Origin of the sequence: Microbacterium proteolyticum (genome assembly GCF_014192415.1) — a bacterium.
Taxonomy (GTDB): Bacteria; Actinomycetota; Actinomycetes; order Actinomycetales; family Microbacteriaceae; genus Microbacterium; species Microbacterium proteolyticum.
Window position 1 is genome coordinate 707,226 of record NZ_JACHXY010000002.1, and the last position, 12,739, is coordinate 719,964.

Sequence of the window (12,739 nt, forward strand, 5' to 3'; positions counted from 1 at the left end):
GACAACGTGCTGCCGTCAGTCGCGCAGGCGCACCGACAGGCAGGTGACGCAGCCCTCGAGCTTCTCGAATTCGCTGACCTCGACCGTGACGACCTCGAGCCCGCGATCGCGATGCGACGCGGCCGTCAGCGGGGCATCCGCCGACATCAGCACCGTGCGCTCGTCGAGCACGACCACCGCGGTGCCGTGCTCCTCCGGAACCGCCGCGAAGACGGGAAACAGCGCGGGGTCGTCGACGAGCGGCTCGAACCCGACCACGGTGCCGTCCGGCAGCGCGGTCACACCCGACTTCAGGTGCAGCACCTTGGCCACGGGGATTTCGCGCACCTCCCAGCCGCGCGGTTCGACGATCTCGCGCAATTGCGCGATGCCCGCGGCGTTCGACCGCGACGAAGCGCCCACGTAGACCGTGCGACCGACCTTGAGCACGTCTCCGCCGTCGAGTGTCCCGGGTGCGACGATCTCGGCGGTCTCGATTCCGGATGCCACGAGCCCGGCACGCACCGTCTCAGCCTCTCCGCGGCGGGAAGCGGCGCCGGCTCGGCACAGCACGGCAAGCTCACCGCACATCACCACGGCATCCTCGACGAACACCCCGTCGGGCTGGCCGTCGGCGGGAGCGATCTGCACGATGTCCCAGCCGAGCCTGCGGAAAGCGTCGACGTACGCGTTCCATTGCGTGAGCGCGAGATCGGCGTCGACGGGGACCCGATCGAGGTGGGTGAGTTCGCCGTCGGCGAGCAGCGGCGAAGGGCGACGGACGAGCAGTCGTGGCATGCCCCGACCCTACTGCTCGCCTCGTCGGGCTCGGCCCTCCGTTCACCGGCATCCACCATCCGAGCCCAGACGTCGACATCCGGCATCCGTCATCCCCGTCCGGCGCCCGGTGCTCGGAACGCGTCGACAAACGCACTCCCGTCGAAGAAACAACTCGACGAGGCGTTTCTTCCACGCCGGTGCGTTTCTCGCACCTACCGCGTGACCGCACGATCGCGGCCGGCACACCGCAGCCCCCGCTCAGCACCGGGAACGACGGAACCAGCGCCCGGAACGACGAGACGCCCCACCCCTCGCGTGGAGGGACGGGGCGTCGTGGCGCGGCGTGTCAGCCGATGCCGGGGTAGTTCCGCTCGGCAGCGCCGGTGTACAGCTGCTGCGGGCGACCGATCTTGGTCTGCGGGTCGGTGATGGCCTCGCGCCACTGGGCGAGCCAGCCGGGGAGGCGCCCGATGGCGAACAGCACCGTGAACATGCGCGTCGGGAAGCCCATCGCCTTGTAGATCACGCCGGTGTAGAAGTCGACGTTCGGGTACAGACGACGCTCCTTGAAGTAGTCGTCTTCGAGGGCGATCTGCTCGAGCTCCTTGGCGAGGTCGAGGAGCGGGTCGCTGACGCCGAGGGCCTCGAGCACCTCATCTGCCGCACCCTTGACGAGCTTCGCGCGCGGGTCGTAGTTCTTGTAGACCCGGTGGCCGAATCCCATGAGCTTGACGCCTGCTTCTTTGTTCTTCACCCGCTCGACGAAGCGTTCGACGCTCTCGCCGGAATCGCGCATGCGTCCGAGCATCTGCAGCACGGCCTCGTTCGCTCCGCCGTGCAGAGGACCGGAGAGGGCCTGGATGCCGGCGGAGATCGACGCGAACTGGTTGGCGCCGGTGGAGCCCACCAGGCGGACGGTCGAGGTGGAGGCGTTCTGCTCGTGGTCCTCGTGCAGCATCAGAAGCAGATCGAGGGCCTTCGTCATGACGGGGTTGATCTCGTACGGCTCGCTCATGACGCCGAAGTTGAGCTTGAGGAAGTTGTCGACGAAGCCCATCGAGTTATCGGGGTAGAGGAACGCCTGCCCGATGCTCTTCTTGTGCGCGTACGCCGCGATCACCGGAAGCTTGGCGAGCATACGTACCGTATTGAGCTCGACGTGCTCGGGGTTGTGCGGGTCGGACTCCGACTCGTAATACGTCGACAGAGCAGCCGTCGCCGCCGACAGCACCGACATGGGGTGCGCGGTCGGCGGAAGCGACGAGAACAAGCTCTTCAGGTCTTCGTGCAGCAGTGTGTGACGACGGATGCGCTCGTCGAACGACGCCAGCTCGGACGCCGAGGGGAGCTCTCCGTAGATGAGCAGCCACGCCACCTCGAGGTAGGTGCTGTTCTTCGCGAGCTGCTCGATCGGATACCCGCGGTACCGCAGGATGCCCTGGTCGCCGTCGATGTACGTGATGTCGGACTTCGTCGAGGCGGTGTTGACGAACCCGTAATCGAGCGCCGTATGACCGGTCTGCTTGGTCAGCGACGCCATGTCGATGCTCGGTACACCGTCGGTACCTCGCAGCACCGGGAATTCGGCGGTGGTACCCCCCACCGTGAGGGTGGCCTTGTCGTGCTGCGTACCCGCGTAGCTCACCGCGCCTCCTTGCGATTTCTGGTCGCCCGTGTGGTCGATAGCGGGGTCCTGGGGCTCCCGCGTCACGTCGACCGGTGGATGCCACGGGTGTGTCATCCGGGTCGGCACGCGCACGGATGGTGACCCGGGCACAGTGCTTTTACAGCCTAGTAGGCACGCCGACGTACAGACGACACCGCCAAAGGATGTCCCCATCGAATGGAGGGATCCTCCTGAGAACCTCGCGTGGCGCGCCGGGCGAACCGCCTCAGCGAGCCCGCGGCGATGCGCGGGACTACGCCCGGAGCCGCTCCGCCGCCGCTGCGATCCGCTCGTCGGTCGCCGTGAGCGAGAACCGCACGTGGTTCGGAAAGTGCTCCCCGTAGAAGTGCCCCGGTCCGACCAGGATGCCGAGATCGGCCAGGCGGTCCACGCTCTCCCACGCGTCGCGCCCCTCCGTCGCCCACAGGTAGAGGCCGCCCTCGCTCCGGTCGATGGTGAAGCCGGCCGCTTCGACCGCAGGCTTGAGCAGGGCGCGACGGCGGGCGTACAGCGCGCGCTGCGCGGCCACGTGCGCGTCGTCGCCGAGAGCGACGGTCATCGCCCGCTGAACGGGAGCGGGCGGCATCAGCCCGAGGTGCTTTCGCCCTGTCAGCAGTCGCGCCACGAGCGCCGGGTCTCCGGCGAGGAACGCCGCGCGGTACCCGGCGAGGTTCGACTGCTTGCTGAGCGAGTACACCGACAGCACGCCGGCCAGGTCGTCGCCCACCACGGCCGGGTCGAGCACGCTGGGCACGCGTTCGGTGTCCCACGGCGCGTCCCACCCGAGCTCGGCGTAGCACTCGTCGGATGCCAGGACGGCGCCGATCTCGCGCGCCCGCGCCACGGCATCCTGAAGTTCATCGACCGAGAGCACGCGTCCGTCGGGATTGCCGGGCGAGTTGATCCAGACGAGCTTCGCCGCGGCGGGCCACTCGGCCGGGTCATCGGATGCCACGGCCTCGGCGCCCACGAGACGGGCACCGACCTCGTAGGTCGGGTACGCGGCGCGGGGGTGGACGACGACGTCACCGGGGCCGAGATTCAACAGGAGGGGCAGCAGTGCCACGAGCTCTTTCGAGCCGACTGTGGGAAGAACGTTCGCGGCTTCGAGACCGGGGACGCCGCGGCGGCGGTGATACCACTCGGCTATCGCCTCGCGGAGCGCCGGGGTGCCGGCGGTCTGCGGGTACGAATGAGCGTCGGTCGCGTCGGCGAGAGCTGCAGCCACGACGGCCGGCGTCGGGTCGACCGGGGAGCCGATCGAGAGATCGACGATGCCGTCGGGGTGTAGTCGAGCGCGCTCCGCATAGGGCGCGACCGCATCCCAGGGGTAATCCGCGAGGTCGGCGACGCCCACGGCTCAGTGGCTCTGCGGGGGCAGCTGCGAGATGACCGGGTGATCCTTGGCGATCACGCCGACCTTGGCGGCTCCACCGGGCGAGCCGATGTCGTCGAAGAACTCGACGTTGGCCTTGTAGTAGTCGGACCATTCCTCGGGCAGGTCGTCTTCGTAGTAGATCGCCTCGACGGGGCAGACCGGCTCGCACGCACCGCAGTCGACGCATTCGTCGGGGTGGATGTAGAGCGATCGTTCACCCTCGTAGATGCAGTCGACGGGGCACTCGTCGATGCAGGCGCGGTCCTTCACATCGACACACGGGAGGGCGATCACGTAAGTCACGCCCCCAGTCTAAGCGCGCTCGGGAGCTCGACTCCGCAGCGAGACCGGGGTCCTAAGATTCGGCGGGACGTTGAGCGGCGCGCAGCTTCGAGAAGTCGGGCCACATGGCCACGAGGACCATGAGCGCCGGACCCACGACCGTCCACACCAACGGGACCCACTCGGTGCCGACCGTCGGGGCCGAGACGATCGCGGAGCCCCCGGGGCCTACCTGCGAGAAGAGATAGGTCGCCGCGGTGATCCCGAGGCCCCCCGCGAGGGCGTTCACCCGATCACCGGTGAGGGTGCGAAGCGCGACCAGGAGCGCAGCGCTCCCGACGGTGGCCAGGACCAACCCGACCGGGACCGGCCCGACGAGGAACGCCTGGCCGACGGTTCCCGCCGTGCCGTAGAACGCGCCGATGAAGAAGGCGACCGCCCACCCGATGACGCGCAGAATCGTGGAACTCACCGCGTCAGTCTAGGAGCGGGCGTCGATGGTGAGGCTGGGAACAGGAATCGCCGGCGAGGTCGCCTCTCCACCTCGCAGCGGTCCACGGACTCATACGGCCCAGCCCCACAGCCGCAGAAGCGCCGCCGTCACCGCCGCGCCCGCGACAACAACGAGGAACGGCGCTCGCGCCCACAGCAGCAGGGCCGCCACCGCCACGGCGGGGAGTCGCGCGTCCACGACGATCGCCGGACCGGCCGCGACGGTCTGCACCATCACGAGCGCAGCCAGCAGCGCCACGGTGAGGAGGTCGGCGATGCGCGCCGGGCGCGGGGCATCGAGCCACCGCGCGGGGAGCAGATACCCCACCGCCTTCAGCGCGACACAGATGATGGATGCCACGAGCACCGCGGTCCACAGGGTCATGGCATCCCCGTCTCTTCCGCCGTCGCACCCGGCGCGGGCGACGGTGAACGCGGGTCGAACAGTCCCACCGCCACGGCCACGCCGGCGGCGGCGATGACGGGGATGCCGGGCATGAGCCACGGCGTGAGGAGTGCCGCGACCACCGCGGCACCGGCGGCGACAGCGAGGGGCTGGCGCCCGCGCAGCCGTGGCCACAGCAGCGCGAGGAAGGCCGCCGCCGCGGCGGCGTCGAGGCCGTAGGTGCGGGGGTCGCCCAGCACGTCACCCAGCAGGGCACCGACCAGCGTCGACACGTTCCATCCCAGCCAGATGGCGATGCCGGTGACCCAGAAGCCGCTCTGGCGTGCTCGCGGGGTGCTCTGCGACAGTCCGACAGCGACGGACTCGTCGATGGTGAACTGCATCGCGGCGGCCTTGCGCCAGAACCCGCCGGCGATGACCGGGGCCATCCGCATCGCGTAGGCGGCGTTGCGCACGCCGAGCAGAGCGGCCGACGCGATGGCCGCCGGGGCGGCGGCGAGTCCCCCGGCCGCGATGACGCCCACGAAGGCGAACTGCGACCCTCCGGTGAACATCAGCAGACTCAGCACGCACGTCTGCCAGACGTCGAGACCGGATGCCACCGACAGGGCCCCGAAGGAGATGCCGTATGCGCTCGTGGCCAGGGCGACGGCCAGACCCTGTCGGGACGCCACACCCTCGGGTGTTCGGTGAAACGAACGCATGAACATCATCGTGAACGACGACGAGGCGTTCGTCAAGTCGAACGATCGGTGAGCATAATGAACACATGACGGATCTCGGCGACCGTATCGCGACGACCCTCCGACGCGAACGCGAGAGGCGCGATCTCAGCGTCTCGGAGCTCGCCCGCCGCGCCGGCGTCGCGAAGGCGACGGTGTCCCAGCTCGAGAACGGCGGCGGAAACCCCAGCGTCGAGACGCTGTGGGCCCTCGCATCCGCTCTCGACGTGCCGTTCGCGATCCTCGTGGACGAGGGGGTGCGCTCCCCCACCCTGATCCGCGCGGGTGAGGCGGCCACGGCGGTGTCGTCGTCGGCATCCGACTATCTCGCTGTGCTGCTGTCGGCCAGCCCCCCGCACGCGCGGCGCGACATCTACCTGTTGAGCGCCGAACCGGGTTCACCACGCCTCTCCGACCCGCACCCCCGGGGCACGGTGGAGCACCTCGTGATGGTCACCGGCAGCGGCCGGGTGGGCCCTGCCGACGAGCCGTACGAGCTCTCGCCCGGCGACTACCTCTCGTATCCCGGTGACGCGCCGCACGTCTTCGAGGCGCTGACGCCCGGCATGAGCGCGGTGTGCGTGGTCGAGTCGCGCTGACCGCCGCCTCCCCCTCAGGTCGAGTGTCCAGGACACTCCGCGCCGACGGGTTCCCGCGCGGCGTTTCCTGGCCACTGAACGTTGTCTTGAGGCGGGACGGGTCGACGGGAGCGGGGAGGCGGACTAGCCTGCCGGGCATGTCCCGCATCTTCGGCGTCGCGTTCTCGGCCGTCTACCCGCTCTACATCGCGAAGGTCGAGCGCAAGGGACGCACCAAGGACGAGTTGGATGCCGTGATCCGGTGGGTCACGGGCTTCGACGATGAACAGCTCGCCCGTCACGCGAGCGGCACCACGACGTTCCGCGAATTCTTCGACGACGCGACGCTCAACCCGCGCGCCGACCTGGTCACGGGCGTCATCTGCGGCATCCGGGTCGAGGAGATCGAGGATCCCCTCATGTACCGCATCCGGGTGCTCGACAAGGTCGTCGACGAGCTGGCGAAGGGACGGCCGCTCGCGAAGGTGCTCCGTGAGGGTACGACGGCACCGGCGCCCGCGAGGTGACTGTCCGCCACACCTGGAGCCGTCGAGACGACGGCCGGGTGTCTCGGGCTTTCGACCCAGACCCCACGACGCGCAACCCGCGTCGCGAGCCGCCCGGGGCGTGCCTCGACCGCGGCATCCATCGGTCGAGTGTCCGAGACACCCGGAACCACCGACGGCTCGACCGGGTGTCGTGGACACTCGAACCGTGCCGCGACGACGAAAAGGCCCCGCCGAGCGCGAGGCTGGGCGGGGCCGATTCGAGGGGATAACGCTTACGCGTTGGCATCCTGACGCTTCAGGCGCGAGGCGGAACGGCCGCGCTCGGTCGCGTCGAGCACGACCTTGCGGATGCGCACCTTCTCGGGCGTCACCTCGACGCATTCGTCGTCACGGGCGAACTCGAGCGACTCCTCGAGGGTGAGCAGGCGCGGGGGCGTCATCGACTCGAAGGAGTCGGAGGTCGACGAACGCATGTTCGTGAGCTTCTTCTCTTTGGTGATGTTGACGTCCATGTCGTCGGCGCGCGAGTTCTCGCCGATGACCATGCCTTCGTAGACCTCTTCGGTCGGCTGCACGAAGAAACTCATGCGCTCCTGCAGGGCGATCATCGCGAACGGGGTGACGACGCCCGTGCGGTCGGCGACGATCGAGCCGTTCTGGCGCGTGGTGATCGCGCCGGCCCAGTCGTCGTAGCCGTGCGAGATGGCGTTGGCGATACCGGTGCCGCGCGTGACCGTGAGGAACTCGCTGCGGAAGCCGATGAGGCCGCGCGAGGGGACGACGAACTCCATGCGCACCCAGCCGGTGCCGTGGTTGGTCATGTTGTCCATGCGGCCCTTGCGGGCGGCCATGAGCTGCGTGATCGCGCCGAGGTGCTCTTCGGGGGCGTCGACGGTCAGGTGCTCGAAGGGCTCCTTGAGCTTGCCGTCTTCGCCGCGCTTGGTGACCACCTGGGGCTTGCCGACGGTGAGCTCGAAGCCCTCGCGGCGCATGTTCTCGACGAGGATCGCGAGCGCGAGCTCGCCACGGCCCTGGACCTCCCACGCATCGGGACGCCCGATGTCGACGACCTTCAGCGAGACGTTACCGATGAGCTCGCGGTCGAGGCGGTCCTTCACCATGCGCGCGGTGAGCTTGTGGCCCTTGACCTTGCCCATGAGCGGCGAGGTGTTGGTGCCGATCGTCATCGAGATGGCGGGGTCGTCGACCGTGATCGCCTTGAGCGGCCGCACGTCTTCGGGGTCGGCGATGGTCTCGCCGATCGTGATGTCGGGGAAACCGGCGATCGCGACGATGTCGCCGGGGCCGGCGTCTTCGGCGGGGTAGCGCTCGAGCGCGCGGGTCTTGAGCAGCTCGGTGATGCGGGCATTGCTGGTGCTGCCGTCGGCGCGGACCCAGGCGACCGTCTGACCCTTCTTGAGCGTGCCGTTGAAGACGCGCAGCAGCGCGAGGCGGCCGAGGAAGGGGCTCGAGTCGAGGTTGGTGACCCACGCCTGCAGCGGCGCCTCGTCGTCGAAGGACGGGGCGGGCACGTGCTCGAGGATCGCGCCGAACAGCGGCTCGAGGTCGTCGTTGTCGGGCAGCGAACCGTTGTCGGGACGGTTCAGCGATGCCGCACCCGCGCGGCCCGAGGCGTAGACCACGGGCACGTCGAGCAGCGCGTCGACGTCGAGGTCGGGCACGTCGTCGACGAGGTCGGACGCCAGGCCCAGCAGCAGGTCGTGCGCCTCTTCTTCGACCTCGGCGATGCGCGCGTCGGGGCGGTCGGTCTTGTTGACCAGCAGGATGACGGGGAGCTTGGCCTCGAGGGCCTTGCGCAGCACGAAGCGGGTCTGGGGCAGCGGGCCCTCGGACGCGTCGACGAGAAGTACGACGCCGTCGACCATCGACAGGCCGCGCTCGACCTCGCCTCCGAAGTCGGCGTGACCGGGGGTGTCGATGACGTTGATCGTCACCGGAACGTCGCTGTGCAGACCTTTGTAGGTGATCGCCGTGTTCTTGGCGAGGATCGTGATGCCTTTTTCACGCTCGAGGTCGTTGGAGTCCATCGCGCGTTCTTCGACGTGCGCGTGGTCACCGAACGAGCCGGTCTGGCGGAGCATGGCATCGACGAGGGTCGTCTTGCCGTGGTCGACGTGCGCGACGATCGCGACGTTGCGGAGGTCAGGACGAAGGGCGTGCGCCATGGAGGGTCTCCAGGAAAATTCGGGGTGGCGCCCGGAATCGGGCCTGCTCAGTCTACCGGGCCCCCGCGACACTCCCGGCAGGCGACGTTCAGGAATGGCTCGGGCACCCGATGGGGCCGGAATTCCGCACCTCCCGACGGAGTGCGAATCCCCGCAAGGGGAGGCGAATCCGCGAATCGCCCGGACGTCCCGACGAACGAGAAGGGGCGGCGTCCGCCCGGACGCCGCCCCTCGTGGCACCGATCAGGATGCCGGAGTGTTCTTCAGCAGCTCGTGACGCAACTCGCGGCGGGCGGCCTGCACCTCGACGTCGGGGACGGGGATCGCCGCGATCAGGCGCTGCGTGTACGGCTCCTTCGGCGCGCGCAGGATCTCGTCGCGGGTGCCCTGTTCCGCGATCTTTCCGCGGTTGAGCACGACGATGCGGTCGGCCATGGCATCCACCACGGCCAGGTCGTGACTGATGAACAGGCAGGCGAAGCGGTGTTCTTTCTGCAGCTCGCTCAGCAACTCGAGCACGCGCGCCTGCACCGAGACGTCGAGGGCGCTGGTCGGTTCGTCGGCGACGAGCAGACGCGGCTGCAGCGACAGGGCGCGGGCGATGCCGACGCGCTGCTTCTGTCCACCCGAGAGTTCGTGCGGGTAGCGGTTGCGGTAGCTCCGCGGCAGGCGCACCTCATCGAGGAGCTTCTCGACCCGGGCATCCAGAGCAGCACCCTTGGCCTCGCCCGCCAGGAACAGCGGCTCGCCGATGGACTCCCCGATCGGCAGACGAGGGTTGAGCGACGACGACGGGTCCTGGAACACGATGCCCACACGGCGACGCAGCGACTTGATGAGCTTGCGCGATCCGCTCGAGATGTCGACGCCGTCGACGACGAGCCGGCCGTCGGCGATGGGCTGGAGGCCGATCGCGGCGCGCCCGATGGTCGACTTGCCCGAGCCGGACTCCCCCACGAGGCCCACGATCTCGCCCTCGGCAATTCCGAGCGTGACTCCATCGACGGCACGGAACGCGGCGACCCGGCCCTTCTTGCCGTACTCGATGGAGACGTTATCGAGCTGAAGGACGGGATGCGCGATCTCGGGGGCGGCGGCGGCCAGGGCGAGGGCCTCGGTGCGCGCCGGACCTTCGGCGACCGCCGTGGCCAGGGCCTCCACCAGGTCGACCGACGACTCGCCCTCCAGCGTCTCGCCCAGGCGCGGCACCGAGGCCAGCAGCTCTTTGGTGTAGGCGTCCTTCGGCGCCCCGAGCACCTGGGCCGCCGGGCCCTGCTCGACGATGTCACCCGCCTTCATCACGACGATCCAGTCGGCGAGGTCGGCTACCACTCCCATGTCGTGGGTGATGAGCAGCACGGCGGAGTCCAGCCGATCACGCAGGTCGCGGATGAGGTCGAGGATCTCCGCCTGCACCGTGACATCGAGCGCGGTGGTCGGCTCGTCGGCGATCAGCAGGGCGGGCTCCAGGCTGATCGACTGGGCGATCATCGCGCGCTGACGCTGGCCGCCGGAGAGCTGATGCGGGTACGACGCGAACGCCTTCGCCGGGTCGGGCAATCCCACCATCTCGAGCAGTTCCAGCGCTCGCGCCTTCGCCTGCGTCGGGGCGATGGTGGTGTGGGCGCGCAGCGCCTCGATGATCTGGGAACCGACGGTGAGCACCGGGTTCAGCGCCGTCATGGGCTCCTGGAAGATCGCCGCGACCTCGGGGCCGCGCAACTGCCGCATCTGCGCGGTCGACAACCCGGTCACCTCGCGACCGTTCACCTTGATGCTGCCGGTGACGCGACTGTTGCGCGGCAGGAGGTCGAGCACGGCCATCGAGCTGACGCTCTTGCCCGAGCCGGACTCGCCCACCACCGCGACGACCTGGCCGCGGGCGATCGAGTACGTCAGGTGCTTCGCCGCGGGGACCCACACGTCGTCGACGGCGAAGTCGACGCTGACATCGGCCATCTCCAGGGCGGGGATGCCGGACTTCTCGGTCGTGCTCATGAGATTGTCCTCTCGTTCCCGCTGAGCGGGAGGGAGTGATCGGGGAATGGAAGAATCGGGGGATGCCACGCCAGACGTTCCGTTCGACGTTCACCCGGGTCCTGTGCGGGATCGTGTGGGCGATCATCGCCGTCGTGGCGGTCGGCCTGCTCGCGACACCTGCCGCCACCGACGCCCCGGCTCTGGTCATCGTGGGCGCACTGGGCGCGGCGGCCCTGGCGGGCGGCATCCTGTGGTCGCCCTCGGTCTCGGTCGACGACGAGGGAGTCCAGGTCGACAACATCGCCCTGCGCTACCGCGTGCCGTGGTCTGCGCTCGTGCACGTCGACACCCGCTATGCGCTGCAGCTGCACACCCCGCGCCGTCGCATCAGCGTCACCGCCGCGCCGTCGCCCGGAGCGGCCGGCGCGCTTCGTGCCGCGCGGGCCCATCGCCGGAGCGAGAGCGCGTCGACGCCGCAGGTGCGCCCCGGCGATCTGCCGAACACCGATTCCGGCCGCGCGGCCGAGATGGTGCGCACCCGGTGGTACGCGCTCCGCGACGCCGGCCGCATCGAGGCGGGCCGGGCCGAACAGACCCCCGTCGCCATCGCCGCACGCGTCGACAACGTCGTGCTGCTCGTCCTCGGCGCGGCCGGCGTCATCGCGGCGATCGCACTCGCGTGAGGTCCACGCGGAGACGGTCGTCATGACGACGGTGTCTCCGGATGCACCCGCGCCTGTGTGCTCGCCGGAGCCGTGACGGACGAGGCCGCCTGCTCCTTGGTGCGACGCAGCGAGAAGCGCTTCTGGCGCGGGTCGAATGCATCGCGCAGGCCGTCGCCGACGAAGTTGACGAGAACGGCCAGGAGCACGATGAACACGGCCGGCCACCAGAACAGCCACGGACGGGTCGAGAAGGCCGACTGGTTGTCGGAGATGATCAGACCCAGCGAGACGTCGGGCGCGCGCACACCGAGCTGCAGGTAGCTCAGCGCGGTCTCGAGGAGGATCGCGGATGCCGCGAGCAGTGTCGCGGCGACGATCACGACGCCGATGGCGTTGGGCAGGATGTGCTTGAAGATGATGCGGGCGTCGCTGGCTCCGGCCACGCGTGCGGCTTCGACGAACTCGCGCTCACGCAGCGAGAGGAATTCGGCTCGCACGAGGCGCGCGATCGTCGTCCAGGAGATCATCGCGAGGAAGAACGCCAGCGGCACGACACCCAGACCGCCCGTCGCGCGACCGACGACGGCACCGATGACGATGATCGGAATGACGATGAAGACGTCGGTGATGCGCATGAGCACGGCATCCACCCACCCGCGGTAGTAGCCGGCGAGGGCGCCGATCACGGTACCGACGGTCGTACCGACGACGCTGATGACCAACATGACGAGGATCGAGTTCTGGATGCCGCGCATCGTCATGGCGAAGTAGTCGATGCCGATGCGGTCCTGCCCGAACGGGTGGTCACCCCACACGAAGGGGAACACCGACAGGGTCGGTGCCCCGCTGTTGTTCTGCGGGTTCAGCGTCGTGAAGTCGTACTTCCACCAACCGGGGATGGGACCCAGGCCGATCGCCGAGACGGAAACGGCCGCCAGCAGGAGGAACAGGATGCCGGAGACGACGGCGACCTTGTTCGCGAGGAAACGCCGGAGGACGAGTCGGCCCTGGCTCACACCGACGGTGTTGCGCTCGTCTGCGGGGGCCGGAGCATCCACGTTCGCGGGCTCGGGAAGCATCTGGGTCATGAGGAGACCTCCGGGAATCGGACGGCGG

At 69.2% G+C, this 12,739-nt stretch carries 13 protein-coding genes; 3 read left to right on the forward strand and 10 right to left on the reverse strand.

Annotated features, from left to right (window positions below; translation table 11 throughout):
- Positions 1–15 precede the first annotated feature (15 nt).
- The 7 genes from ddaH to FHS07_RS11760 all read right to left on the reverse strand — a co-directional run bounded on the left by ddaH (position 16) and on the right by FHS07_RS11760 (position 5,687).
- Positions 16–777 carry a dimethylargininase gene (ddaH, locus tag FHS07_RS11730; RefSeq protein WP_183420062.1) on the reverse strand — a complete coding sequence of 254 codons (762 nt, stop codon included), beginning with the start codon at positions 775–777 and terminating at the stop codon, positions 16–18.
- Positions 778–1,105: 328 nt separating this feature from the next.
- The gene (locus FHS07_RS11735) at positions 1,106–2,404 is read right to left on the reverse strand and encodes a citrate synthase (RefSeq protein ID WP_183420063.1); all 1,299 of its coding nucleotides are present in this window, start codon (positions 2,402–2,404) and stop codon (positions 1,106–1,108) included.
- A 274-nt stretch (positions 2,405–2,678) separates the two neighbouring features.
- The gene (dapC, locus tag FHS07_RS11740; protein ID WP_183420064.1) at positions 2,679–3,782 is read right to left on the reverse strand and encodes a succinyldiaminopimelate transaminase; all 1,104 of its coding nucleotides are present in this window, start codon (positions 3,780–3,782) and stop codon (positions 2,679–2,681) included.
- A gap of 3 nt (positions 3,783–3,785) precedes the next feature.
- Positions 3,786–4,106, reverse strand: coding sequence for a ferredoxin (gene fdxA, locus FHS07_RS11745; protein WP_055953658.1), 321 nt, complete (start codon positions 4,104–4,106; stop codon positions 3,786–3,788).
- 52 nt (positions 4,107–4,158) lie between these two features.
- Positions 4,159–4,557 (reverse strand): histidinol dehydrogenase, encoded by a 399-nt coding sequence (locus FHS07_RS11750; protein WP_183420065.1) that lies wholly within the window; start codon positions 4,555–4,557, stop codon positions 4,159–4,161.
- 90 nt (positions 4,558–4,647) lie between these two features.
- A complete protein-coding gene (locus tag FHS07_RS11755; protein WP_183420066.1) occupies positions 4,648–4,962 on the reverse strand; it encodes an AzlD domain-containing protein in 315 nt (104 codons plus the stop codon).
- Complete coding sequence (locus tag FHS07_RS11760; protein ID WP_183420067.1) at positions 4,959–5,687, reverse strand: AzlC family ABC transporter permease; 729 nt, start codon at positions 5,685–5,687, stop codon at positions 4,959–4,961. The genes FHS07_RS11755 and FHS07_RS11760 overlap by 4 nt, the downstream gene beginning before the upstream one ends.
- A 65-nt stretch (positions 5,688–5,752) precedes the next feature.
- On the opposite strand from FHS07_RS11760, the gene FHS07_RS11765 reads away from it, so the two are divergent.
- Both FHS07_RS11765 and FHS07_RS11770 read left to right on the forward strand, forming a co-directional pair.
- A complete protein-coding gene (locus FHS07_RS11765) occupies positions 5,753–6,304 on the forward strand; it encodes a helix-turn-helix domain-containing protein (protein WP_183420068.1) in 552 nt (183 codons plus the stop codon).
- 137 nt (positions 6,305–6,441) lie between these two features.
- The gene (locus tag FHS07_RS11770) at positions 6,442–6,810 is read left to right on the forward strand and encodes a DUF2200 domain-containing protein (protein WP_183420069.1); all 369 of its coding nucleotides are present in this window, start codon (positions 6,442–6,444) and stop codon (positions 6,808–6,810) included.
- Positions 6,811–7,064: 254 nt separating this feature from the next.
- Here the strand turns inward: FHS07_RS11770 and typA are convergent, their stop codons facing one another.
- Both typA and FHS07_RS11780 read right to left on the reverse strand, forming a co-directional pair.
- Entirely contained in the window at positions 7,065–8,978 is a 1,914-nt protein-coding gene (typA, locus tag FHS07_RS11775; RefSeq protein WP_183420070.1) for a translational GTPase TypA, read from the reverse strand.
- A 243-nt stretch (positions 8,979–9,221) separates the two neighbouring features.
- Positions 9,222–10,976, reverse strand: coding sequence for an ABC transporter ATP-binding protein (locus FHS07_RS11780; RefSeq protein WP_183420071.1), 1,755 nt, complete (start codon positions 10,974–10,976; stop codon positions 9,222–9,224).
- Between the two features lie 62 nt (positions 10,977–11,038).
- Between FHS07_RS11780 and FHS07_RS11785 the strand changes: the two genes are divergently transcribed.
- A complete protein-coding gene (locus tag FHS07_RS11785; RefSeq protein WP_183420072.1) occupies positions 11,039–11,641 on the forward strand; it encodes a PH domain-containing protein in 603 nt (200 codons plus the stop codon).
- 20 nt (positions 11,642–11,661) lie between these two features.
- Here the strand turns inward: FHS07_RS11785 and FHS07_RS11790 are convergent, their stop codons facing one another.
- A complete protein-coding gene (locus tag FHS07_RS11790; protein ID WP_183420073.1) occupies positions 11,662–12,711 on the reverse strand; it encodes an ABC transporter permease in 1,050 nt (349 codons plus the stop codon).
- Between the last annotated feature and the right edge of the window lie 28 nt (positions 12,712–12,739).

Excerpts from the sequence above, each read along its gene's own strand:
- FHS07_RS11770 (WP_183420069.1), top strand. The coding sequence starts at position 6,442 with ATGTCCCGCATCTTCGGCGTCGCGTTCTCGGCCGTCTACCCGCTCTAC.
- FHS07_RS11765 (WP_183420068.1), top strand. The coding sequence starts at position 5,753 with ATGACGGATCTCGGCGACCGTATCGCGACGACCCTCCGACGCGAACGC.
- typA (WP_183420070.1), bottom strand. The coding sequence starts at position 8,978 with ATGGCGCACGCCCTTCGTCCTGACCTCCGCAACGTCGCGATCGTCGCG.
- FHS07_RS11785 (WP_183420072.1), top strand. The coding sequence starts at position 11,039 with ATGCCACGCCAGACGTTCCGTTCGACGTTCACCCGGGTCCTGTGCGGG.
- FHS07_RS11760 (WP_183420067.1), bottom strand. The coding sequence starts at position 5,687 with ATGCGTTCGTTTCACCGAACACCCGAGGGTGTGGCGTCCCGACAGGGT.
- ddaH (WP_183420062.1), bottom strand. The coding sequence starts at position 777 with ATGCCACGACTGCTCGTCCGTCGCCCTTCGCCGCTGCTCGCCGACGGC.
- FHS07_RS11755 (WP_183420066.1), bottom strand. The coding sequence starts at position 4,962 with ATGACCCTGTGGACCGCGGTGCTCGTGGCATCCATCATCTGTGTCGCG.
- FHS07_RS11780 (WP_183420071.1), bottom strand. The coding sequence starts at position 10,976 with ATGAGCACGACCGAGAAGTCCGGCATCCCCGCCCTGGAGATGGCCGAT.
- FHS07_RS11790 (WP_183420073.1), bottom strand. The coding sequence starts at position 12,711 with ATGACCCAGATGCTTCCCGAGCCCGCGAACGTGGATGCTCCGGCCCCC.